At 41.1% G+C, this 24,465-nt stretch carries 24 protein-coding genes and 1 riboswitch; of the genes, 5 read left to right on the forward strand and 19 right to left on the reverse strand.

The features are described from left to right. Window positions 1-103 precede the first annotated feature (103 nt). The 15 genes from K1I56_RS00930 to nox form a co-directional block, all read right to left on the reverse strand. Window positions 104-1,363 (reverse strand): nucleobase:cation symporter-2 family protein, encoded by a 1,260-nt coding sequence (locus K1I56_RS00930; protein ID WP_049474930.1) that lies wholly within the window; start codon window positions 1,361-1,363, stop codon window positions 104-106. Further along, window positions 1,363-1,944, reverse strand: coding sequence for a xanthine phosphoribosyltransferase (locus tag K1I56_RS00935; protein ID WP_223324722.1), 582 nt, complete (start codon window positions 1,942-1,944; stop codon window positions 1,363-1,365). Before K1I56_RS00935 ends, K1I56_RS00930 begins: the two co-directional genes overlap by 1 nt. 90 nt (window positions 1,945-2,034) lie before the next feature. Further along, window positions 2,035-2,130, reverse strand: a riboswitch (purine riboswitch). Beyond that, window positions 2,120-3,103: a GMP reductase gene (gene guaC / locus K1I56_RS00940; RefSeq protein ID WP_061591079.1), complete on the reverse strand. Its 984-nt coding sequence runs from the start codon at window positions 3,101-3,103 to the stop codon at window positions 2,120-2,122. Its footprint overlaps the riboswitch before it by 11 nt. Window positions 3,104-3,285: 182 nt before the next feature. Next, window positions 3,286-4,011 (reverse strand): alpha/beta fold hydrolase, encoded by a 726-nt coding sequence (locus tag K1I56_RS00945; RefSeq protein WP_223324723.1) that lies wholly within the window; start codon window positions 4,009-4,011, stop codon window positions 3,286-3,288. Between the two features lie 39 nt (window positions 4,012-4,050). Further along, a complete protein-coding gene (locus tag K1I56_RS00950; protein ID WP_223324724.1) occupies window positions 4,051-4,566 on the reverse strand; it encodes a hypothetical protein in 516 nt (171 codons plus the stop codon). 165 nt (window positions 4,567-4,731) lie between these two features. Further along, window positions 4,732-5,205, reverse strand: coding sequence for an ADP-ribosylglycohydrolase family protein (locus K1I56_RS00955; RefSeq protein WP_223324725.1), 474 nt, complete (start codon window positions 5,203-5,205; stop codon window positions 4,732-4,734). A 157-nt stretch (window positions 5,206-5,362) separates the two neighbouring features. Further along, window positions 5,363-5,698, reverse strand: a complete 336-nt coding sequence (locus tag K1I56_RS00960; protein WP_021153175.1) for a hypothetical protein — start codon at window positions 5,696-5,698, stop codon at window positions 5,363-5,365. A 523-nt stretch (window positions 5,699-6,221) separates the two neighbouring features. After that, window positions 6,222-6,839, reverse strand: a complete 618-nt coding sequence (locus tag K1I56_RS00965) for an SAP domain-containing protein (protein WP_024055493.1) — start codon at window positions 6,837-6,839, stop codon at window positions 6,222-6,224. Window positions 6,840-7,553: 714 nt separating this feature from the next. After that, complete coding sequence (locus tag K1I56_RS00970; protein ID WP_021153173.1) at window positions 7,554-7,751, reverse strand: Sec-independent protein translocase subunit TatA/TatB; 198 nt, start codon at window positions 7,749-7,751, stop codon at window positions 7,554-7,556. Continuing rightward, window positions 7,751-8,470, reverse strand: a complete 720-nt coding sequence (gene tatC, locus K1I56_RS00975; protein WP_223324726.1) for a twin-arginine translocase subunit TatC — start codon at window positions 8,468-8,470, stop codon at window positions 7,751-7,753. The genes K1I56_RS00970 and tatC overlap by 1 nt, the downstream gene beginning before the upstream one ends. Next, window positions 8,457-10,142, reverse strand: coding sequence for an FTR1 family iron permease (locus K1I56_RS00980; RefSeq protein WP_223324727.1), 1,686 nt, complete (start codon window positions 10,140-10,142; stop codon window positions 8,457-8,459). The genes tatC and K1I56_RS00980 overlap by 14 nt, the downstream gene beginning before the upstream one ends. Further along, complete coding sequence (gene efeB / locus K1I56_RS00985) at window positions 10,120-11,325, reverse strand: iron uptake transporter deferrochelatase/peroxidase subunit (RefSeq protein ID WP_223324728.1); 1,206 nt, start codon at window positions 11,323-11,325, stop codon at window positions 10,120-10,122. Before efeB ends, K1I56_RS00980 begins: the two co-directional genes overlap by 23 nt. Before the next feature lie 5 nt (window positions 11,326-11,330). Continuing rightward, window positions 11,331-12,203 carry an iron uptake system protein EfeO gene (gene efeO, locus K1I56_RS00990; protein ID WP_223324729.1) on the reverse strand — a complete coding sequence of 291 codons (873 nt, stop codon included), beginning with the start codon at window positions 12,201-12,203 and terminating at the stop codon, window positions 11,331-11,333. 109 nt (window positions 12,204-12,312) lie between these two features. Continuing rightward, entirely contained in the window at window positions 12,313-13,857 is a 1,545-nt protein-coding gene (locus tag K1I56_RS00995; RefSeq protein WP_223324730.1) for a ClC family H(+)/Cl(-) exchange transporter, read from the reverse strand. A 117-nt stretch (window positions 13,858-13,974) separates the two neighbouring features. Continuing rightward, window positions 13,975-15,351, reverse strand: a complete 1,377-nt coding sequence (gene nox / locus K1I56_RS01000; protein WP_003001563.1) for a H2O-forming NADH oxidase — start codon at window positions 15,349-15,351, stop codon at window positions 13,975-13,977. Window positions 15,352-15,576: 225 nt separating this feature from the next. Between nox and K1I56_RS01005 the strand changes: the two genes are divergently transcribed. Genes K1I56_RS01005 through K1I56_RS01015 form a run of 3 tightly spaced genes read left to right on the forward strand, consistent with a single transcriptional unit; the run spans window position 15,577 to window position 18,394 of the window. Beyond that, window positions 15,577-16,500: an FAD:protein FMN transferase gene (locus K1I56_RS01005; RefSeq protein WP_223324731.1), complete on the forward strand. Its 924-nt coding sequence runs from the start codon at window positions 15,577-15,579 to the stop codon at window positions 16,498-16,500. 25 nt (window positions 16,501-16,525) lie between these two features. Then, window positions 16,526-17,131, forward strand: a complete 606-nt coding sequence (locus K1I56_RS01010) for an NADPH-dependent FMN reductase (RefSeq protein ID WP_045759417.1) — start codon at window positions 16,526-16,528, stop codon at window positions 17,129-17,131. Between the two features lie 18 nt (window positions 17,132-17,149). After that, entirely contained in the window at window positions 17,150-18,394 is a 1,245-nt protein-coding gene (locus K1I56_RS01015; protein ID WP_070505584.1) for an NAD(P)H-dependent oxidoreductase, read from the forward strand. Between the two features lie 30 nt (window positions 18,395-18,424). On the opposite strand, the gene K1I56_RS01020 is transcribed toward K1I56_RS01015, so the two are convergent. The 3 genes from K1I56_RS01020 to brnQ all read right to left on the reverse strand — a co-directional run bounded on the left by K1I56_RS01020 (window position 18,425) and on the right by brnQ (window position 21,200). After that, window positions 18,425-18,994 carry a TlpA family protein disulfide reductase gene (locus K1I56_RS01020; RefSeq protein WP_223324732.1) on the reverse strand — a complete coding sequence of 190 codons (570 nt, stop codon included), beginning with the start codon at window positions 18,992-18,994 and terminating at the stop codon, window positions 18,425-18,427. Window positions 18,995-19,016: 22 nt separating this feature from the next. Beyond that, window positions 19,017-19,724 carry a thiol-disulfide oxidoreductase-associated membrane protein CcdA2 gene (gene ccdA2, locus K1I56_RS01025; protein WP_049497920.1) on the reverse strand — a complete coding sequence of 236 codons (708 nt, stop codon included), beginning with the start codon at window positions 19,722-19,724 and terminating at the stop codon, window positions 19,017-19,019. A gap of 156 nt (window positions 19,725-19,880) precedes the next feature. Further along, window positions 19,881-21,200, reverse strand: a complete 1,320-nt coding sequence (gene brnQ, locus K1I56_RS01030; protein WP_223324733.1) for a branched-chain amino acid transport system II carrier protein — start codon at window positions 21,198-21,200, stop codon at window positions 19,881-19,883. A 195-nt stretch (window positions 21,201-21,395) separates the two neighbouring features. Between brnQ and K1I56_RS01035 the strand changes: the two genes are divergently transcribed. Then, window positions 21,396-22,418, forward strand: a complete 1,023-nt coding sequence (locus K1I56_RS01035; RefSeq protein WP_223324734.1) for a YdcF family protein — start codon at window positions 21,396-21,398, stop codon at window positions 22,416-22,418. 47 nt (window positions 22,419-22,465) lie between these two features. On the opposite strand, the gene K1I56_RS01040 is transcribed toward K1I56_RS01035, so the two are convergent. Beyond that, window positions 22,466-23,020 (reverse strand): GNAT family N-acetyltransferase, encoded by a 555-nt coding sequence (locus tag K1I56_RS01040; RefSeq protein WP_061455550.1) that lies wholly within the window; start codon window positions 23,018-23,020, stop codon window positions 22,466-22,468. A 95-nt stretch (window positions 23,021-23,115) separates the two neighbouring features. Here K1I56_RS01040 and K1I56_RS01045 point away from each other — a divergent pair, with 95 nt between their 5' ends. Next, window positions 23,116-24,459 (forward strand): MATE family efflux transporter, encoded by a 1,344-nt coding sequence (locus K1I56_RS01045; RefSeq protein ID WP_223324735.1) that lies wholly within the window; start codon window positions 23,116-23,118, stop codon window positions 24,457-24,459. The last annotated feature ends 6 nt before the right edge of the window (window positions 24,460-24,465 follow it).

The following is a 24,465-nucleotide window of genomic DNA, read 5'->3' on the forward strand; positions in this document are numbered from 1 at the left end:
CTCTTCTCATCAAATAAGATTTTCTCCTCTTCCACTCTACTATATGTCTCCTTAAAAGTCAAAAAAACCGAAGATCCAAGGACCTCCGGTAAATTTGAGATAATTATTTATTGCGGTTTAAAATCGCATTGAGAACGATCGCTAAGACACTTGCAACTACAATTCCGTTTGCAAAGAACATTTGGAATCCTGTTGGAAGGCCATTAAAGAGGGTACTGTTATTCAAGCCAACCCCTGCTGCAATCGATACAGCTGCGATGAGGAAATTGTGCTCATTGTGTTCGAAATCAACACGCGCAAGGATTTGCATCCCCTGAATAGATACGAAACCAAACATGACTAGCATCGCTCCACCAAGAACAGGGCTTGGGATAATTTGTGCTAAAGCTCCAAACTTAGGAAGGAGACCGAGTAGAACAAGGAAACCAGCTGCATAATAGATTGGAAGACGAGTCTTGATACCAGACAATTTCACTAAACCAACGTTTTGTGAGAATCCAGTGTAAGGGAAGGTATTGAAGATACCACCGAGAAGAACAGCCAACCCTTCAGCGCGGTAGCCATTACGGAGGCGCGTGCTATCAATCGGATCTTTGGTAATATCTGAAAGTGCAAGATAAACACCTGTTGATTCCACCATAGAAACCGTCGCGATGATACACATCATTAAGATTGAAGTAATTTCAAACTTAGGTGCTCCAAAGAAGAAAGGTGTTGGAACGTGAACGACTGGTGCTTGCGATACAGGTGTGAAATCCACCAAGCCCATAGAAGCCGCAATAGCAGTTCCTACAATCAATCCAATCAAGATAGAGATAGACTTGATAAAGCCAGTCGTATAGATATTGACCACCAGAATGATGAGAATGGTGATCACGGCTAAAATCAGACTTTGCACCGTTGGTTTGGCTGCGTTATTCCCCATGTTCCCAATCGCTACCGGAATCAAGGTCAAACCAATGGTCGTAATGACAGATCCCGTCACAATGGATGGGAAGAGGTTGGCGATTTTCGAGAAGAATCCTGAGACCAGAACAACGTAAATCCCTGAAACAATCAAGGCGCCAAACATGGCCCCACTACCATGGCTAGCCCCGATCATGCTGAGAGGTGCCACAGACTGGAAGGCAACCCCAAGGACTACCGGAAGACCGATCCCAAAGTATTTATTGAGCTGGACTTGCAGGAAGGTCGCTACCCCACACATGAAGATATCTGTAGAGATGAGGTAGGTTAGCTGATGAGCATTGTAGCCCAAAGCTCCCGCGATCATGATCGGCACCAAAATTGATCCCGAATACATGGCTAATAAATGTTGCAAGCCTAGAACAGCGGCCTGTGAATGGCTTTCTTGTTTTTGCATTAGATGTCTGCCTCCTTAAATACAACCTGACCATTTTCAAAACGGTCCAAACGCGCGAGGGATACAACTGGATATCCCAACTCTTCTAATAATCCCCGTCCATCTTGGAAGGATTTTTCAATGACGATCCCAACGGCTTCCACTTGAGCACCAGCTTGTTTGATGATCTGAATCAAGCCCTTAGCTGCTTGGCCATTTGCAAGGAAATCATCAATGATCAAAACCTTATCCGCTGGATCCAAGAATTTACCAGCAATTGACACCGTACTAGTGACTTGCTTGGTAAAGGAATAAACCTCAGCGGTCAAAATCCCCTCATTCATGGTGATGTTTTTCGCTTTCTTCGCAAAAATCATAGGGATATCAAGTGCTTCCGCTACATAAAGGGCTGGCGCGATCCCAGACGCTTCAATGGTGACGACTTTGGTAATACCCGCATCTTTGAACCGGTCCGCAAAGGTCTGGCCAATTTCTTTCATGAGTTTGAAATCCACTTGGTGGGTCAAAAAGGAGTCCACCTTGAGGATATTCTCACCTAAAACGTTACCATCTTTTAAGATGCGTTCTTCAAGTAATTTCATACTTCCTCCTACTTTTTTAAAAATCCTCTACTTCATTCATAAAACACAAAAAGGCCTGCTAAGCAAGCCTTGAAATCTCTCTAAAAAGAGAAATAATCCCGACTTACTTATTGTTAGGTGTTCCGGCACCTTGTAGAAACATCACGCCCATTCGTGAAATAAATAAGTAATTCAATTAGTGTGCATCGCCATTCCAGATAGAATTCTTAACGATCACATAGTCAACATGTTTCAAATCTGCTAATTTTCGGCCTCCTGCATACGAGATCGAACTTTGCAAATCTTGTTCCATTTCTGTCAAGGTATCTTGCAAATGACCCTTGGCAGGCAATAAAATCTTCTTACCTTCGACGTTCTTATATGCACCTTTTTGGTACTCTGAAGCAGATCCATAGTACTCTTTGAAAGACTCTCCATCAATCTCTACTGTTTTACCAGGACTTTCAATATGTCCTGCAAAGAGAGAACCGATCATGACCATAGATGCCCCGAAACGAATCGATTTGGCAATATCGCCATGGGTCCGAATACCACCGTCCGCAATGATTGGCTTACGCGCTGCTTTTGAGCACCAGCGAAGAGCAGCTAATTGCCAACCACCTGTACCAAATCCAGTCTTCACTTTGGTGATACAAACCTTACCAGGGCCGATTCCGACCTTAGTCGCATCAGCTCCCGCATTTTCCAATTCACGAACAGCTTCAGGTGTTCCAACATTTCCGGCAATGACAAAGGTATCTGGCAATTCTTTCTTGATGTGTTGAATCATCCGAATGACACTATCCGCATGACCGTGTGCGATATCAATAGTGATGTACTCAGGCGCATCTGCCTTTAATTGACTCACAAAGTCGTATTCGTATTCCTTAACACCAACCGAAATGGAAGCGATCAAACCTTGATCATGCATGCGTTTGACAAAAGGAATCCGACCCTCTTCATCAAAACGGTGCATGATGTAGAAATAACCACCACGCGCCAACTGCTCTGCCACATTCTCATCCAGGATCGTCTGCATATTAGCTGGAACAACTGGAAGCTTGAAGGTATGCTTCCCAAATTGGACGGTTGTGTCTGCTTCTGACCGGCTATTGATGATACATTTGTTGGGAATCAACTGAATATCTTCATAGTCGAAAATAGGAAATTCATTTAACATAGATTGAAAAATCTCTTTTCTAAAAACTGACCTACCTATGCGCAAGCGCATCGCTACGTCTCTTGACGTTTCCTTGATAGATTATACCAAAGATACGGACCTAATGCAACGGGAATGATTTTATAGGAAACAATGTTCGGAAATTACAAGATAAAAACCCGTTTCAAACAGAGAAACAGGTTTTATTTATGAACATTTTGGAGCCAATTGTTGACTTCTCTAGCTACAATTTCTGGCGCCTCTGTATATAGTTCGTGTCCCAAACCTTCTAGCAAGACTTGCTTGATCTGGGGATCTAGTTGCTTCAGAACTTCTTTTCTCCATTCAGGTTCTTCTTGGTACCGAGGTCCAATAAAAAGTACAGGCAGGTCCGCCAGTGGAATCCGGTAAGTCTTGATCTGACGCCGTAGACGCAATATGGCCATGACCTTTTCGAGATCCAGGTTTAATTCATATTGTTCACTCACTGGATTCCAGCGATAGCTAGCCTCTACAGCTTTTCGCGCTATAGGCGTAGGATCTACTCCATCACCAAGTTCTGCTAACACCGCTTTTTCTAAAGTCGCAAAGACTTGCTGCTGCATGAAAGACGCCGTTCCTTCTAGTTCTTCTTCAAGAGGCAGGATCTTTTCCATATCCAGATAACCCCCATCCAGGAGGATCAAAGCTCGAATCTGAGGAAACTCGGCAGCCAAATAACGAGCCAAATCTCCACCCAAGGAATGTCCCAATAAACAGATCTCTTCCACCTGGCCGATCTGACCTTGAAACCAAGCATGAAGATCTTTTTCTGTCCGAATCATTTCCCTATAGGGATCTAGAAAGGTCACAGGAAAGCCTAGCTCATCCATAAGTGGAGCCAGATGGTAGCTATTACCACCTAGGCCACCAATAAAATAAAACTGCATGTGTTTTGTCTCTTCCTTTTTATTTTATAATTAATTCCTTCATTGGTTAGCGCCAGTCTTTTCAATCCAATATTGCTCCTCTTTTGGGATCAAATGATCGAATTTCCCTGAAAAAATCTTCCATCCGTTCGGAACATATCTTTCGTAGTTTTTCATCCCCAGATGGTTTGAATAAAACTCCTCTTTATCAAAATCGATTAAAAGATCCGGGAGTAAACCTTTTCCTTCAAAAATAATCTCTGAATGTAAGTCCTCACAATCTATTGAGCGTTTGATCATTTCGATCAATTCTTCAACCGTCACCTTCAGCCAATCATCTTTATACATTTCTAAGTAGCTCTCAAGATTGCTTTTTGTAATCACATAAAGATTCTGTTGAATCTCAGGTAAATAGGAGAAATCAACATTCAGACCTGCTTCCTGGTATGCCTGAATATATTTATCGATATCCATTGTCCACATATCGTTTGAACAAATATACCAGTTAAACTGATGATTTGCAATAACCCCAACAATATTTATTTCTGGTTTCTCTATCAATTGGTCTTTATCCACTAGTTTTTCTCCTCTTCTCCTATCTACTTGTTCCGAACTGACAATAGGGCTACTTACCAAGCATTATATATCTATGATACCGAATTATACTTTGACAAGCAAGTTAGTGACCGAGTCGCTAGCAAAAAAAGACAGCTAAAAGGGTTTAGCTGACTGATGTCATATCTAATAAAAATTTTTCTCTGCTAGATCATCTAGCAGAGAAAGCAAGTATTCCACATTCATAAATAGATCTAACTGACCTAGGCACTCTATCAATTTTTGACATTTTTCATCGATCAATTCTCTATTCACCAATTGTTGTCCCCATTTATCTGGAATACCTTCCAGTTTATAGAGAGCTCCAGCAAAGCTTCCTGTGATGCCACCAATCGTATCGGTGTCATTTCCGAGATTGACCGCTTTTAAAGCAGCTCCTTCAAAAGTCTCTGTTGTCCCTAGACACCAGAGACTAGCTTTCAGACTATCAACCACATAGCCTGTAGACATTATTTCTTCTCGTTGTTTTTGATAAAAATCCTTGTCAAATAGCTCTCTGAACTGATCTTGGTATTCTTTCCAGTATTCTGAATTAGCTCTCAAATAATCCTCTAACAGAGGTTGAAGGTCTTCTTGGCATTCTGTCAATATTTTGGACACATTTTGGGAGAAAAATTTGAAGGATAGCGCCCTCAGGTTGCTGGACCCCTTCTACGAGATTGTAAAATGAATTTTATAATCTCGTAGAAGGAGTGCTATTAACTAAGCAATTTGTTTTTCAAATTCATTCGGACTAAAAACTCTTTCTTCTTCAAGCTTATCCTCTACTACTGTTTTCTCTTGACCATTCCGGGTTACTATAATAGCGTACATAGAAATTAGGTTTGCCACCAGCTTCATCAATTTTATCTTTAATGTTAATTTCTGAATGCGTGACTTCTCCTGTTTTTGTAAAATACTCTCCGATTTTACCCGTGCTATTTTGAAGCCCCCACGCTACATCATTTCCTTGAATGGCAGCTAAGAAGCCATGGTTCTGCACGAAGTTAAAGAATTCAGCAACAGTGAGGCTTTCTGGCACCTCGAATGTCATCTCATGGTTGTAAATATCATCTCCGGCACAAACTGAATCTCGATCAACTATAATTTTCATCTGGCCACTTCCTCTAATGAAATACTTGTTACTCCATTATACCATATCCGTATTCTATTTTCTTATATTCTATAAAACAAAAAAGCACTCTGCAGAAACAGAGTGCTAAGATCTTGTAAGTAATTCCAGTAACGAATTAACCTTTACTAAATTGTGATGCTTTACGAGCTTTTTTTAAGTCTGGTTTGGAAAGTATGAGTTTCAGTTGGACTAAAAATAGCGTAATTTCAATATTCTATAGTTTTCAACTATCTTTTTATTTGCCCTGTTGAAAAATGAAGTGCAACACAAAAGACATGTTCATCTGATATACTAGAGTTGCGAAAAATAGGATATAGGAAGATTAGCATTTTGTCGTGTATATATTAGTGAGAGGCGTTTGAAATACTAGTTAGCAACTCTTGCGAGTTTTCCCTATTTATTGATAGCAATATAAATTGAAAATAGGCATGAAAAAGACGATAGATTTTTTATTCCTAACGTCTTTATTACTTTATATTCCGTTCGACAAACTTGAAATTGTTTACTTACAGTACTCCTCTATTTTGTAGCTATATTCTTTTAGAAGTCCCCGTGAATAAATTTTTTTATTTTTTGAATCTCTAACTTCATTCCAAAGGATAGCCGCAACTTTTAACTTGTTGGAGTAATGATTGCTAAATTCATCTGCACAAAAGTCTTTTAGAAATTGATTCCATTGGCAAGCTGAATTATCATACTTGGCGTAGTCTGACTCTCCATAGTATATTTTAATCATATCTTTGATTGTAAAATTTATGTTGTTGTCCCGTTTTACTTTTCTCCAAGCAGTTGCCATATCAGCATTAAACTTAAACGGATTAACACCTGTTACAGCTGAAAAATAATCACGAAATTTCTGATTAAAGGAAAACCCACATTCAAGTAATGATGTATTTAGGGTTATTATTTCGGTTTGATTTTTGTTTCTTTTCCTCAAAAATTTTTCTACTCTATTTCCCTTAAAATATTGTTCTATAATATGATTTAATTCTTTTTTTGTACATCTGTATTCTAATCCAAGGTACTTACAAATTTGTGAAAGCTCTTCTCGATACCAGTAGTATCTGTTAAATTCTTCAAATGATTTAATATCTCTAAAATCAGGTCTATGTCCTTCCAAATGCTCACCTCTACAACTCCAAATTTATCTCATTATACCATAGATAATAAAAGTTATATCAATTTATACCCATGCCACATAAAGCTATAACAGAAAATATTACAATCTTGTAATTACTGTATTTCTATTAAGCTTAACTTTCTTATAAAATAGATAAGAAAAACAAACGATATAGTCCATCACTAGCAACAAGAAGATACTAGGAGTTGAAAGATATAAAAACATTGAAATGGAAAACATAGCAATAAACAAAACAGTCAGTAAAACGATGGTTTTGTTGTGTTGTTTCACTTGCTTTCTAAATTCCTCTTTTGACTTTATCCGCAGACGCCTTTTGTATCTTGATTTAGTCAAGGAACTTCTACGAAGTTCACTGACGACCGTACTCACTTAAGGAAAGTTTTTTAAATGACTTTATCTTCAATCTGAGACCGTTAAGACTTCTTTACTTTAATTTTTCTAACTGAATTGGATACAAAAAATCCACTCACACAGGGTGAAATGGATTGTTACTTTATTAACGGTTCAATAAGAAATTGAACAATTTTTCGACAATTTTTACGACTAACCAGCATAAGAATCCGATATAGCTGAAATAGAAAATGAGTGACAAAATCGTAATAATCATGGTTTCCTCCTTCGTCGATTGCAAGTACTTGTCTTATTATACCTTTTTATGCAATCGAACTCAATAGAATTTTGAAAATTGTCTGATTATTCTTTTTCTTCTTTAGCTTCTTTGGCGTCTTGGTCTGCTTCTTCACTGCCTTTGTTGAGAGCTGTCTTAAATTCAGCAAACATTTTGCCGATGGACTGACCCAACTCTGGCAGGCGTTTTGGTCCAAAAATCAAGAGGGCGCCCAGGATGATGATGATCAATCCTGGTGCTCCAATATCACGTAAAATTCCCATTAGTTTCTCCTTTTTCTTGAATAGATGACTTTACTGATGGCGACACTGACTTCAAATAAGAGGATCAAAGGGAGTGTCATGGCCAAGTCACTGATAAAGTCTGCAGGGGTTAGCACGACGGCTAAGACCAGCAGGACAAAGTAAGCGTAACGTCGGTAGGTTATTAAAAACTGTGGTGTCAAGATCCCAATCGAGGTCAGAAAAGCGACCAAAACTGGTAACTCGAACAAGACCCCTAAAGGCAAGGTAGTATGCCATAAGAAGGTTAAATAATTTTGTGCTGTTAATTGGGTATCAAACAGCCCTTCTCCTAAACGCATCAAGACCTCTAAAATCGCTGGGCTGACAAAGAAATAACCAAATGCAAGCCCCAGCACAAAGCAAATAAAGCTAGCTGGGATGTAGGCAAAGATTGCACGCGCCTCCTTCTCCTTCAGAGCCGGCCTTACAAATTGCCAGATCTGGTAGACAATAAAGGGCAAGGTCAGGCTAAAGGCTGTAAGATTGGCCAGCGAAACATAGATCCAGAGAATATCATTCGGTCCCAGTACCAGCAGTTTTTGATGTAGGCTAGCCGTCAAGGCTTGATAGAGTTCTCCACCAAATACAAAAGCCACCAGAAAGACGATAATATAACACAAGACCACAGCGATCAATCGTTTTCGAAATTCGACCAAATGTTCAACAATGGTCATTTCATCTGCTCTACTCTTTGCCATGTTGTCTCACCGTAACGAGTGCGATCAAGGCCACAAAGATACATTGAGGAAGAAGAACTTCCCAGCTTGGATAGATGCCCGCCCAATCGATGGTTGGAAGCCCATTGACCAAATGGCTAGGTAGGATATTGGTCAACTGAAGGGCGTGGATGCTGACACCGAGCATCTTGAAGGCCAAGGCGTATATCAACCAAGTTAGAATGAAAAAGATTCTGTGAGGTTGGATAGCTTGACTGGCCTTGGTCATGGCCACTGCAATGATGATGAGAACAGCTATAGCAAGCCCGATTCCCAGTAAGAAATTCGCAGTTGTAATCCGCGGAATGATTCCGACATAAAAGAGAATGGTCTCAGCCCCTTCACGAAAGACTGCTAAGAAACTGAGAGCAAACATCGACACAAAGCTTCCTGTAGCCGTTACGGTCTTCATTTGACGGTCCATAAAGGCATTCCACTGTTTGACAGAGGACTTGCTGTGGAGCCAAATTCCGATGAGAATCATCATGACTACAGCGAAAATCCCAACGCCACCTTCAATGATTTCCCGGTTAGACCCCGAAGTAACGGCTGGAAAAGCTACTTGCAAAACAAGAGCGATCGCTGCACTGGCAAGAACACCAGCAATAGCTCCACCGTAAACCCATTTGAGGCCTTTCCTCATCTTAGCGGCCTTAAGGGTCGTCACAAGCGCCATGACGATCAAAAGCGCTTCTACTCCTTCACGCAGAAGAATCAACATGGCATCAAAAGCGTTGTAAGAAGCTGTCGTATCGATCGCAGACAGGTCCCTGATCAAGGCTTGTAATTTCTCTTGATAGGCTTTTTCTTTCCCCTTTACCATAATGACTGGGGATTCGCTCTCTACGCGCGTGTAGAGACTGGGATTGGTCGTGCTAACATCCCCCTCGATGGTTGGCCAGATCGTGATGAACTGCTTCATAGTCGCTGCAGCAGATTTATCATCGCCGGATTGGAATTGGCTTTGCGCCTTCTCCAAAAGCTTGATCCCATCTTTCAACGTCAAATCCGTACTGGCACTGCTAATGGCTTCTCCTTTTACAAAGGCATCAATCCCGTTTTTGAGGTCATTATAAGAGGACTGGATGTTGGTGAAATCAGTAGGCTCTGTTTCAATACTACTGCGCAAGAGCGAAATGGCCGTCTCGATTTTGCCATAGTAGGCTGTGCTGTGATCTCTTACCACCGCTTCGTTTCGCGTCCAGGTGTTATTGAGATCTGCATAGGTTTGACGGGTTTTATCCAGATCCTTAGCTGCAATGGCCTCTTGTAGGTTCTTAAAGTAAGGTGCGAGGCGACTCACGAGTTTGTCTTTTTCCGCCTCTAAATCGACCGGATTTTGCTCTTTTTCAAAAGCCAGCAAGGCAGATGAGATCTTGGTGAGGTCCTCTTTCCTTACCTCCCCTTTTATAGCCAGGGCTTGGCTAACTTTTTTCCCTGCCTTGGAATCATGGTGGTCTTTGGATCCAAAATCAGCCTGAATCTCAGCAATTAATTCCTTGGCCTTATCCTGGTCCTTATTTTGTACAGCTGTTGTTGCATCTGTGATCTTGATAAAGAGATCGCTATAAGACTCCGCAGCCACTGGATGAGTCCAGAACAAGGCAAGAAGGCCGAACAAGATCAAGAGTTTATTCAAAGAGTGCTTGACCAAGATACCCTCCTTTCTCAACGCCTGCAAAGCAAGCAAAGAGTCCACTTCCGATATGGGTGATGTACTCGTTCATTTTATCCACCGCACCCAAGTTGGTTTGGATTTTGACAAAGCTGTTCGGATCCTTTTGAAAGGCGATAAAGATCAAGCCGGCATCAAATTGCCCAGTCTGTTCGTTGATACCATCTGAATAAGAATAAGACCGCCGTAAAATCGGTCGATCGACTTCTTTGGCCAAACGGACATGTGAATCTACAGGTAGTTTAGATAAATCTACTTCATCAAATTCGTTAGTTTTACCAAATGGAGCACCGGACTCCTTGTAGCGACCAAAGGTATTTTCCTGCTCCTGCAAATTGGTTCGGTCCCAAGTTTCCAAGTGCATTTGCACTAGGCGAAGGGCCATATAGGAACCACCCTTCATCCAATCCTTGCTGTCTGTCCAGACGACCTTATCAAAATCCTTCTCCGTCGTGACATTTGCTGTTCCATCCTTGAAACCAAAGAGGTTACGCGGCGTTTCTTTTCTGTCACCAATCGCCGCAAAACCGGACTTGCTCCACTTCATGGTGATGGTATTGCGACCTTTGCGGATGAGATTTCGCACCGCATGAAAGGCTACTTGCTCATCGTCGGCACAGGCCTGAATGACGATATCGCCACCAGTGTATTTGTCCTGCAACTGCTCCTTTGGAAATGGAGGCAAATCACGAAAGAGCTTGGGACGTTTGGACTCCAAACCTAATTTCTTGAGAAAGCTAGCAGAGACACCAAATGTCAGACTCAAGCGATAGGGGTTGAGTCCTACTGTTTCACCTGTATCCGTTGGCGGCAAGAGGGCATTGGCGCCATCTTTTTTGACCAACTGCCCTTCGACTAATTTACTACTATAATCGGTCCAGTCTTTAAAGAGCTGGATGACTTCTTTTTTGTCCGTCGTGTGAAGATCCAGCACCACCAAGTAGCAAGCCTTCTGCATGGCCGTCGTAATCCCTGCTTGGTGCTTGCCATAAAAGGAGATGTCTTCATCCCCATCATAAGCTTTTTTACTGGAACTGTCTTGATTAGCGAAAAAAGCAGATGCACCAGAGAGGCCCAGCGCTAGACCAGCCCCTCCAATACCTGCTTTTTTAAGAAATTCACGACGGTCCATTTTTTTATCTAAAAATTTTTCGTCAGCCATTTTTCTTATTTCCCATCTAAAATCACACCCATTTGAGACAAAGGTTCACCAAGTTTGGTCACCGCTTCAGCCAATTCCTTGGTATCTTCCTTGGTCAAATCTGTGTAAGACTTGTAATTTGTTTCATCAGTCATGTGTTTGTCCAATAAATCATTGACATTTTTGAATTCTGCTTCCAAGGTTTTAACCAACTTGGCATCTTTTTTCTCAATCAAAGGTTTAAAGAGAGAGAAAATCTTTTCAGCTCCTTCAATATTGGCACGGAAGTCGTACAGATCTGTATGAGAGAAGACTTCTTCTTCACCTGTGATCTTTTGCGTTGCCACTTCATTTAGCAGATCAACAGCCCCAGTTAGCATCACATCAGGAGTCACATCAACGGTTGCGATCTTAGCTTTTAACTCCTTGATATCGTTCACCAGTTGGTCTGCATATTTGTCAGTGCCATCTGTGGTATTGTTTTCCCAAATGATGCGCTCAATCCGGTGGAAGCCAGACCAGCCTTCTTCTGATTTATTTTCATCCACATAGTCCACCAAACGGTAGTCAATCTTCACATCAGACTCCCCAAAGGTTTCAGCAATCGGTTCTGAGCGTTCATAGGCCATGCGGATCAAGGGATATTGTTTTTTAGCTTCTTCCAAATTCCCAGCTTTTAGGGTATCTCGGAAACCTTCTGTATCCTTAAGCAATTGGTCGATTTGCATTTCAACAAAGTCTTTGTATTCAGCTGTCGCATTGTCCAAGGTCTTCTGGTCAGCCTTTGACAACTGCACCGTTGAGCTGGTTTGCGTCTTTTGACTCGACTGTTTGCTACTAGAATTCGCACACCCTGCTAAAAGAGCAACACTCAATAAGAGTAGACTATATTTTTTCATGAAAGACTTCTCCTCTTTTGTTCTTGACTAATTTTACCAGAAGTTTTCTCATTTTTCAACAATTGTCTGAAAATTTAATAATAGAAAGACTTTTCTAAGAAACTGTCTTTTACAAAAGAATATCCTTGACTCGTCCAATTTCTGATTCTTTCACCACCACAAAGATGCTATCACCTAGATACAAGCGGGTCGCACCATTGACCGTATAGCTCTTACCACTTCTCATTTGCGTAGTAATCAAAATATCTTGGGGAAGTTCGAGTTCATGAACTTGTTTCCCTGCAATCTTTTCGGATACAGGAATCTCAATCAAGGTCAACTCTCCTTCTTCTTGCGCCTTATCTGGCAAGAGTTGCTCCAGCATGGCTTCATAGACTGGTGCTCCATGGAAGAGATCCATGATCATGTAAGCCAGCAAGGTGACCATACCCAGTGGCATTAAACTACGAATATCACCGACCATCTCTGTTACCAAAATCATAGCGGTTAAAGGAGCTTTCGAAATAGCCCCAAAATACCCACTCATTCCTAAAATAATGAAGAGAGGTAATTGATTTTGAGAGATAAAGCCAATGTTTTGGAGGAAAGTTCCAACGATGGCCCCTAAAAGAGATCCTAAAGCTAGAATGGGCAAGAAAATTCCGCCAGGTAGACCACTACCATAGCTCAACATACTCCAGATAAACCGGATCGTAAAATAGAGAAGGATCGATAGAACTGGATACGGTACTCGAGCCAAATCCAAAACCAATTGGTTCCCGCCACCAAGAATTTGTGGAAGGAAATAGCCGATTGGAATAATCGAGACAAAGGCAAATAAGGAAGAGTAATGAGAGGGAACATGAAAAATCTTCTCAAGTAAACGATACAATCGACCGATATTCAGAACCACTACTTCATAGACATAACCTGCTGCCCCCAAAAAGACTCCAAGAAAAAGGTAAATCCAGTACTGAGACAAATGGAGCGGCGGAATATTTTGCGGCATATGAAGTACGGGTGTTTGACCAAAGACATTGAGTGAAATAAAATTAGCAGTCAGACTAGCGGCCAAGGTCGAAATCCAAAAGAATCGAGAAAAATGATGATAGACCTCTTCAACCACAAATAAAAGCCCTGCTATCGGTGCATTAAAGGCGGCCGCAAGGCCAGCAGCAGCTCCACTTGCAATCAAAGACCGCTCTTCAACCGGGCTGACCTTCAAATGATGGGCTACTCCTTTTCCACCCATAGCCCCTAATTGAATACTAGGACCTTCACGACCAAGCATCAAGCCACTTCCGATGGCCAAGACACCTAAAATATACTTCTTCCACAAGGTATCCCACCAGCTCACCGCCAAAAGACCCTTGAGCTCTGCTTCGACTTGCGGAATTCCCGATCCCTTGATATCCCGATTGGTGTGAATAAGACGACCAGCAATCAGTACGATCACCCCATACCCCAACAGCATCGCCAGCAAATAAAGTGGTTGACCAGACATCTCCTTGTAGACGCCTTGAACAAAATGAAAAATATGTTCGATTAAAAAGCGAAAACTCGAGACGACACAGCCCACAACGATCCCAACCAGAACACCTCTGACAATATGTGCCACAATCGAACTAGAGGCAAAACGAAATTCATTTTTAAAGGCTTCTTCTTTTTCAGACATTCCCTAACTCCTTCAAACTCTTATCCTATTCATTATACCTTATTTCACTGCCTATGAATACTTGGAAAGACAAAAAAAACAAAACTAGCACCGCTAGCTTTGTTTTTCATTTAGTCATTATTCAGCAGTTAAAGCTGCCATTGTGATATAGTTGTAAGGTTTGTTGAAGTGTGGCAAGAAGAACAAGTCAGTCAAGGCTAACTTATCAATCGTCACGTGTTCTTGAATTGCAAGTGAGAACATGTGGATGGCCATTGAGATGGCGCTATCACGTGATACCATTTGAGCTCCAAGGATTTGACGAGTGTCTTTGTCATAAACAATCTTGATGCCAACCTCATAGTTATCATGTTTAATAAATTCAGGTTTTTGAAGGTCATTGAAGCCTGTTTCAGTGGCATTGAAGCCGGCAGCTTTTGCTTTTTCAAGAGTCAAACCAGTTGAAACCATGTGAAGGCCGTAGATAGAGATACCGTTAGAACCTTGAACACCGATTCCTTCCAATTCATGACCAGTCGCATTGTAGGCACCAACAATACCTGAACGAACCGCATTAGACGCAAGAGCGATATAGCTCATTTCGTTACGAGCGTTATCGAAGATAGTCGCACAGTCACCAACTGCGTAGACACCTGGAAGTGACGTTTCTTGTTTCTTATCGACAAGGAAGGCACCGTTGCGGAAGAGTTCAATCTTACCATCTGCAAGAGCTGTATTTGGACGGAAACCAACAGCCAAGATGACCATATCTACATCGAAGGTTTCTTTATCGGTTACAAGACGTTCTACCTTACCATCTCCTTCAACTGCTTGAACAGTTTGTCCAAGAGCCAAACGGATGTTGTGGTCTTCCAAGTTTTTCGCCATGATGTCTGTAAAGTCTTTGTCATAGTAGCCGTTCAAGACAGTGTCCACGATATCCACCAAGACAACGTCTTTACCAAGACGTTCGAAAGCTTCAGCAAGTTCAACACCGATGTAACCACCACCAACTACGGCGATACGGTTCAAGTGTTTGCTGTTGTCTTTCAATTTTTCGATCACTTCTTCAGCGTTTTGGTACAATTTAACGAATTGAAGATTTTCAAGAGTTGCTTTGAATTCGCGGTTACCAGGAACGATTTCAACTCCTTTAATTGGAGGAATGATTGGTGTTGATCCGGTCGCAAAGATTAATTTTTCATAAGATTCTTTGTGTTCTTTTCCATCAACTTCTGCAGTTACCACTTTGTTGTCATAGTCAATTGAAAGAACAGGAGAGTTCATGTAGACTTTTGCACCTTTTGCTTCCAATTTTTCTTTATCAGAGTAGAAGAGACCTTCTGGACCATCGATTTGCTCACCGATCCAAAGTGCCATCCCACATCCAAGGAATGAAATGTTTGAGTTTTGGTCAAAAACCACAATTTCATTTTCATTTCCAAAATTATCTAACATAGTGTTGATACAAGCTGTTCCGGCATGGTTTGCCCCTACAACAACGATTTTACTCATAGAATAAATCCTACCTTTAATTAAAATTTACTTCTTGAGTATATCATAAAAATGATATCGGTTACAAGATATTTGCTCAATATTTGTGATCTTTTCTTCAAACCTTCTGAAAGCTTCCTTCCACAGCTTTCACGAAATGTCAAATAATTTGTCCGAAAGGATTGTGAAAACGGTCTCTATTTGGTATACTGTAAGTAAGTGAAAATTGGAAAGGATAGATTTTTAGTGGACCTAAGTAGTCGATCCGAACGTCTGATGGGAACCACTATCACCGTTTCGATCTGTGACCCACAAGCGGATGAACTCCTTGCGCATTGCTTTGAACTTCTTCGCTCCTTCGAACATCGCTTCAGTGCTAATGATGCAAGGTCTGAACTCATGGAAGTCAATCACCAAGCTGGTATTGCTCCTGTTCAAGTTCATCCAGATCTTTTTGAACTGATCGCATTAGGTACCTTGCATAGTCAAGCTAAAAATAGCCATTTAAACATTGCTATCGGCCCTCTTGTGCAAACCTGGCGGATCGGATTTTCAGATGCCAGACGGCCTGCACCAGAAGAAATCGAACAAGCGCTTTTAAAGATCGATCCCCAGCAGATTCAACTAGACCAAGAAAACTATACAGTCTTTTTGAAACGTCCTGGAATGAAGATCGACTTGGGAGCTTTAGCAAAAGGCTATAGCGCAGATTTAATTGCTACCTATCTGAGAGTTAAGGGAATCAAGGATGCCTTGATCGATCTTGGAGGAAATATCCTAACCGTCGGTCAACACCCCGTTAAACAGCAGCCTTGGCGGATTGGCATTCAAAATCCTGTCGAAAAAAGAGGAAATCACTTACTGGTCCTCTCAGTCAAGGATAAATCTGTTGTCACCTCTGGCATCTACGAGCGTCATTTAGAAGTCGACGGCCAGTCGTTTCACCATATCTTTGATAGCGCGACAGGCTATCCGGTTGAGACAGACTTAGCCAGTATCACCATTATATCTGATCGATCCGTAGACGGGGAGATATGGACTACCCGCCTGTTCGGGGACTCTCCTACTTCTATCCTCAACACTGTTGAATCACTTCCTGGTATAGAGACCTTATTGGTTTCACAATCAGGCAAGATCGCCTATACAAGTGGGCTTCAATCTTATTTATAATTCTGTTATCAGAAAGGAAATTTCCATGGTAAAACTTATTGCGATTGTGGGGACTAACTCCAAACGTTCTACAAACCGTCAACTGCTTCAATACATGCAAAAACATTTTGCTGATAAGGCTGAGATCGAATTGGTCGAAATTAAAGATATCCCTGTCTTTAACAAACCAGCCGACAAACAAGTACCTGACGCTGTCTTGGATATTGTTGCAAAAATTGAAGAGGCTGATGGAGTCATTATTGGGACTCCAGAATACGACCACTCTATTCCAGCGGTCTTGATGAGTGCTCTAGCTTGGCTCTCATACGGAGTCTTCCCATTGTTGAACAAACCAGTCATGATTACTGGGGCATCATACGGTACCTTGGGATCTTCACGCGCCCAACTCCAACTCCGTCAAATCTTAAACGCTCCAGAAATTAAGGCGAATGTCTTGCCAGATGAATTCTTGCTATCTCATTCATTACAAGCCTTTGATCAAAATGGAGACTTGGTAGATTTGGATGTTATTCAAAAATTAGATGCCATCTTCAATGATTTCCGTGTGTTTGTGAAAATCACAGACAAATTACGCAACGCCCAAGAATTGCTTCGCAAAGATGCTGAAGAATTTGACTGGGAAAACTTGTAAGATAGGAGACAGAAAAGAATGAAATTTGTAGGACTTGTAGGATCAAACTACGATCAATCATATAACCGTAAACTCTTGGAATTCATTCGCCGCCAATTTAAGATCAAATTTGAATTGGAAGTTCTTGAAATCGATGAAGTTCCAATGTTTAACCAAGATGAAAAATGGGACGAAAGTTTCCAATTACGTCTTTTGTACAATAAAATTACTCGAGCAGATGGTGTCATCATTGCTACTCCAGAGCACAATCATACGATCTCTGCTGCTCTTAAATCTGTTCTTGAATGGCTATCTTTTGAGGTACATCCATTTGAAAACAAACCAGTAATGATCGTTGGTGCTTCCTACTATGACCAAGGGACATCACGTGCTCAGGTTCACCTCCGCAAGATCCTTGATGCTCCAGGCGTCAATGCTTATACTCTTCCAGGTAATGAATTCCTTCTTGGAAAAGCAAAAGAAGCTTTTGACGAAGACGGCAATATCATCAACGAAGGAACCGTCAAATTCCTCGAAACATGCTTGGATAATTTTATGAAATACGTTGAGGTTGTATCCAAATTGAAAAAACCAAAACCAATTGAACCAGAAGATTTAGATTGTAATCATCCAATTGCTACAACTGTTACTGAGGTCGATCCGGATGATCCAGATTGGGTTGAAAAAGTAGCTGAACTTACAGGTGCTGTTTCTGGAGATACTTATGTCAAACTTGACCATGGTATCCTAACCGTTGACCAAATTAATATGTTCTTGAAGGCCATGCCATTTGAGTTGACATATGCCGATGATAACAACCAATTCCTTTACTACAACAATGCTCATCAAGATCCAGATACCATGTTTGCTAAACGCGTGCCACCTCAATCTGGTAGCCGGATGTCAACCGTTCACGGATCCCTTCCACCCGCACGTATGAAAAACGTAGAATGGGTAATCGGCACTCTTCGTAACGGAAACCAAGAATATGTTCGAACCATTGTTCCAGGATCTCCTGAAGGCGTGATCAACACCCACAACTACCAAGCTATGTATTATGAAGATGGTTCTTACGCTGGTATCAATGAGATAGTCTTCAACTTCAAACCATGGTTAGACTGGTACCTGCAAACAACAGGTCAACGCCTTGTAGGTGGTAGCGGACCATTTGCTCCTGCTGGTGGTCATGGTGATGCAGATGCAACTTCTGGTGCTTCTGATGCTGGAGGACATGGTGACGGAGGCCACGGAGATGCTGATGCCACTTCTGGTGCAAGCAACTAATAAAAAAATGAAGCTTTACGCTTCATTTTTTTATTTTAACTCCTTGATAATCTTCTTAGCTTCTTCGTTTGAAATTGCCCCTAGCTGCACATGACCAATCTTCCCTTGGCTATCAATGAAGACTTCTGTAGGAATGGAACGTACTTGATAGTTCGCAAAGGCAGAGCCATCTGGATTATACAAGACGGGCACTGATGGATAATCTTGTTGGGCAAACCATTCGACGAACTCTTCTTCTGTTTTTTCCCCTTGCATTCCCGGTGCCATAACCGTGAGAATCTCAAAATCTCTATCCTTTTCTTCAACCAATTTATTAAGTTCAGGCATGCTTTGACGACAAGGACCACACCAGGTAGCCCAGAATTTCAAATAAACCTTTTTTCCTTTATAATCTGAAAGCTTAACTGTGTTCCCCTTCATGTCTTTTAGTTCGAAGTCACTTGCTTCTTTTCCTACTAAGGGATGTTTACTTGAGGTTGTGTTGGTCATGGTTTGATTGCTCATATTGTTCATACCACTCTCACTTGATTGCTCCATCGAACAAGCAGACAGTAAAGCGATTGAGAGGATTGAAAAACACGTATATTTGATAAATTTCATAGGTATAATACCTCCATTTGATTTATGAAAAGATTGAAGACAAGCTATTTAATTGTCCCAAGAGTAATAGAATTCCCATAATAATGATGATGGCTCCACCGATTTTCTTCAGCAACAAGAGATGGGGTTTGAGACGATTGAAATAAGGCAATACAAGGCCTGATGCCAGTGCTAAGAGCAAGAATGGGATGGCCATCCCTAATGTATAGATAAAGAGATAGAGAGCACCCACGAGGGCATCTTGTCCATTGGATGCTGCTAATGCAAGAACCGATCCTAATACAGGGCCAATGCAAGGCGTCCAACCAAAACTAAAGCCAAGACCAAGAAGAAAGGCTGAAAACAACTCATTCTTCTGTTTGTTGGCTCCAAAATCTACTGATTTTTGCTTCTCAAGGAAATGAAAATGAAAGACTTCCATCTGATGAAGACCAAGGATAATGATCAGCGCTCCCATCACGTAGCGGAACCAGTTGGTATACATAACCTGCCCCAATAAGCCAGCTCCGAAACCTATGATAAGGAAAATAACAGAAATACCTGCGATAAAACACAAGGTCTTAACGATGCCATGCCAGCGTATCTTTTTCCCAAAAATCTGAACGGATTTTTCCTGATCACTTCCTAGCAAAACGCCGATGTAGACCGGGAGCAAAGGAAAGACACAGGGAGAGAAAAAGGAGAGAATCCCTGCCAGAAAGACAGTGAAAGAGAAAACGATTTGATTCATAAAACGCTCCGTATATTGATATGTTAGAAATAGTATAACATGCCCTTCCTTAAATTAAAAATTTCTGCTACGTTTTGGTTTTAAAGAATCCATTTCGTTACTAGTTTCAAAATAAAAAAACTCTAAAGCGGGGAACTTTAGAGTTTCTAGTAAATCTTATTCTTCTTCTGCACTTTGTTTATTGGGCAAGAACAGAGCAAGGACAATACCAACGACTGCTGGTAGTAACCATGGGAGGGATTGGGCAGCAAACGGCAAGTGCTTAATGATGTTTGCTAGACCTGCAAGTTTAAAGGTACTTGCCAGAACGTCTCCAAACGCAACCAAGCTAACTAAGAAAATAGTCAATTGCATCCCTGGTTTTGATAGTTGAGTAAATTTATTTACAATCACAATCAACACAATAGTAATCGTGATTGGATAGAGGATCATCAAGACAGGCAATGAATAGGCAATAATGGCACTCAAACCAAGATTGGCAATGGAGAATCCAATCAAGGTAAAAAGAGTTGCATAGACCTTGTAAGAAATTTTAGGGAAAGTGTTATGGAAGAATTCCCCTGTCGATACGATCAAACCTGCTGTTGTGGTAAAGCAAGTCACCGTTACCATACCTGCAAGGAAAATTTGAGCAACTGGGCCGAAGATAGCCTTGGTTGCTTCTGAGAGGACATAAACACCCTTATTGGCATCGGAAGCCATCACTTCTGCTGGAATTGGGAAGTGATTTCCAAGATAACCCAATCCAATATACAAAATACTAAAGCCAATAGCTACAACGACACCAACAATCCAGATCGTTTTAATGTATTCTTTTTTGCTGGTGAAACCAAGTTGATTAAGAGTTGTCACTGCGATGACGCTAAAGGCTACTGAAGCAAGAGCATCCAAGGTGTTATACCCTTCAAGGAAACCTTGACCAAAGGCAGATGCTTGGTAGTCTTCTGTTGCCACTTGAGGCGCGTTTCCGCTGTACTTGAGAGCACCAAGGACAACGAGTACAACGATCAAGATAGCAAAGACAGGTGTTAAAATCCGACCAATACTATCTAGGATTTTAGAAGGATACAAGGCAATCAAATAGGCCAAACAGAAATAAATCAAGGTAAAAATGAAAAGACCAAGTCCTCCATTGGCATTTCCTAACAAGGGGGCGATTCCAACTTCGTAAGAAACAGTAGCTGTTCTTGGAATGGCAAAGAAGGGACCAATAGACAGATACAAGGCTACCAGATAAACGATGGCAAACCAAGGGGCTATTTTACGAGAAATCTCATGGATATAGCCTTTAGGATTGAGTGTCCCAATAATCAAGGTGATAATTGCAATCCCTACTCCTGATAAGACAAATCCAGCAATAGCTGGCCAAAAATGGCTACCCGACTGGGCGCCTAGCGCAGGTGGAAAGATCAAATTCCCTGCACCGAAGAAAATACCAAATAACAGCAAACCTGTTAAGGAACCTTTTCGTAACATGTGTTCTCCTTTTCATTTGTCAATCTTTTCTAGTATAACAGCTTTTATCCACCACGGCAATTCTTTTTTTCTGAATCTATTGTTTTTCTCAATTGGCAGTTAAGGCTTTTAATAACATTGAACGATTGTGGAGTTCATAAGCACATTTTAGCCAAGTGTGTTACAATTGAACTACTACTATATTTAGGAGTCATCATGTTTTTCTATCTATTCTGGTTGGTTCCAGCTACCATTTTTTTATTTTTCTTTATAAACGACCGCAGACGACTGATCAATGCTTATCTCTTTTCAATAAGTTTCGGACTTTTCCTCCTAATTTCCGCCCTTCTACTAGTTGTTCGTACGGAGCTCTGGTTTAACCAAAAGGTTGCCATCATTATCTTTTCAGTACTTGCTATCCTTGTTTTACTCAGCATTATTTTCTCAACTGTTTTTCTTCTTTTTAACGGCCGTCAAATGATGTCTTTTGAAGGTAAAAGGTTGGCTAACCTCCTCTCACTCCTATATGGGATCTTTATTATCGGCACCTTGGCGCTTCATTTTATTCCTGATTTCCCAGGAAAAGATCTCTTGATTTATCCAACAGACTTTGCTCTCTTTTACTCGACTTTTCTTTATCTTTCTTATGTTTTATATGGGACTTTTTGCAATTACTTTCCCGTTCGTAAAGAGCCTGATGCTATCATTGTCCTTGGCTCCGGTCTAATTGGGGATAAAGTACCACCACTGTTGGCCCAGCGTCTCACTAAAGGAAAGGCTATCTATGAGCAGTTCGAGGGACGACCAAAACTGATTGTTTCTGGTGGACAAGGAGCAGACGAATTGACTTCTGAAGCTGCTGCTATGGCAAACTACCTGATGGAACAGGGGGTACCACAGGAAGACATTTTGATCGAGAATCGCTCACGTACTACTTTTGAAAACTTGACTTTTAGTAAGGCTATCCTTCAAGAACAGGGACTAGGAAAATATGTTTTAGTCGTGACCAATTCTTTTCACGCTCTTCGGGCTGGTATCTTTATGAGACAATTAAAAATCCCTGGACGCAGTGTCGGTTCAAAAACAGCTTTTTATTATCTCCCATCGGCTTGGATCCGAGAGACGGTTGGGCTAGTTTCTCTCTATTGGAAATGGCATGCTGCTTTCTTAGCTTTTCTGTTTCTGCCTTGGTTCTTTTCACAAGTCATGAGTATCGTGAACTATTTCTTTATTTACTAACCAAAAAAGTTCTCTGCAAATTAGCTGAGAACTTTTTTAAATCATGTCTAATGATCACTAAAGCGTCGGTATTCAATACGGAAATCAAAGTAATTCTCTGCCTGCAGTTTATGGAAGATGTCCCGATAAGCCTCTTCATCAAATTGATCGCCTCGATAGAGAATCTCAAAACTCAGATCATCGTATTCTAAAAAGGCATTAGCAGTTTTAAATCCATTTCGCTTATAGAAATCCATCCGAGACTGACGTTGCTCTATATTGTCGCATTCTTCATCTAAACGTTCCACTTCAAGAATCATGGTCCTTTGGTAAAATTCCACCAATTTTTCAATGATTTCTTGACCATATCCGTGGCTTCTTAAATGTGGCATAATGGCAAAAAAACTGACATAAAAAGCTTTCTGATTATAGATTGAAAAAGCAAATCCGACAAATTCTTCCTCGTTATAAAAAGCAAAGAAATTGGCATCGTCATTGTCCGTATAGCGTAAAAATTCTGACAAAGGAACACGCTCTTCTTCTGGAAATGCTTCGATATTCAGCCTTTCGACCTTATCCAGATCTGGAAACGTTTCAGTGATTAATTGGCTCGTTAAGCTCATAAGGCCTCCTTTTCTGACACGATTATATCAAAAAATGTAAGGGGATTCAACCATCGATGCTTGTCGCCGGTTACTGAAGTTGGTATAATGGCACTATGAAAAGAATTCAACGTGTGGACCTCATAGATGGTCCTATTTTACCCGCTCTTTTAAGTTTTGCCTTTCCTATTCTTTTGTCCAATATATTTCAACAACTCTACAATACCTCGGATGTTATGATTGTGGGGCGTTTTCTAGGTCAAAAATCATTGGCTGCCGTTGGAGCAACCTCTGCTATTTTTGATTTGATCGTTGGTTTTGCTGTCGGTGTTGGAAATGGAATGGGCATTATTATTGCGAGAAATTATGGAGCCAAAAACGAAGACCAATTACGAAAATCAGTTGCAGCAACTACTGTTATTGGTGGCATCCTCAGTCTCCTCGTGATCTTCATTGGTGCTGTCGGACTTTATCCACTGCTCCAGTTTTTAGGGACCCCATCAGCTATTGTAGCTCAGTCCTATCTATATATTTCCACCATTGTTAATGGTGTGGCAGTGACCTTTGCCTATAATCTTTGCGCCGGACTTCTGAGAGCGGTTGGCGATAGCTTAGCGGCACTCTACTTCCTGATTATCGCTGCCATTCTCAATATTCTTCTCGATCTATATTTTATTACCCAACTACATCTCGGAGTCCAATCTGCTGGAATTGCGACTATTATTGCTCAAAGCTTCTCCGCACTTCTTTGTTTCTTTTATATCCGCAAAAAGGTCCCTTTTCTTTTACCAAGTCGAAAAGATTTTGTCTGGGATCAAAGGCTGTATCAGGATTTGATTAGCCAAGGACTGACAATGGGTCTCATGTCTTCGATTGTCTCTATTGGAACCGTCATCTTACAATCAGCTATCAACAAGCTTGGAATGACCATCATTAGTGCTCAAATCTCAGCCCGCCGGATCATGTCCTTTGCCCTTCTGCCAATGGCCGCTATTTCTACAAGTATGACGACCTTTACCTCGCAAAACTTTGGTGCTAAACAATTCCGACGCATTCAAAAAGGCGTTAAACAAGCTTGTCTCCTCTCTCTTATTTGGTCCATTTTTGTTGCAGTTTTCCTCTTCTTTACAAGCCCCTTCTTTACAAGCCTCATATCTGGATCTAGCGATCCTAACTTGATCGCAAATGCCAGTCTTTATCTGCAGATCAGCTCTTTCTTCTATCCAGTTTTAGGATGCCTCTTGATTTTAGGGAATTCCCTCCAAGGTATCGGCCGAAAATTGACCCCTTTGATTTCTAGCTTTATCGAGTTAACAGGAAAAATTCTCTTTGTATTTTTCATTATCCCTCATACAGGCTATATAGGAGTCATTCTTTGTGAGCCTCTCATTTGGGTTCCAATGACCCTTCAACTTTGGTTTACCTACCACAAAGCCAGTCATCAGCTTCTTGCATCATAACATTTG

Origin of the sequence: Streptococcus parasanguinis, from assembly GCF_019929185.1 — a bacterium.
GTDB lineage: Bacteria > Bacillota > Bacilli > Lactobacillales > Streptococcaceae > Streptococcus > Streptococcus parasanguinis_O.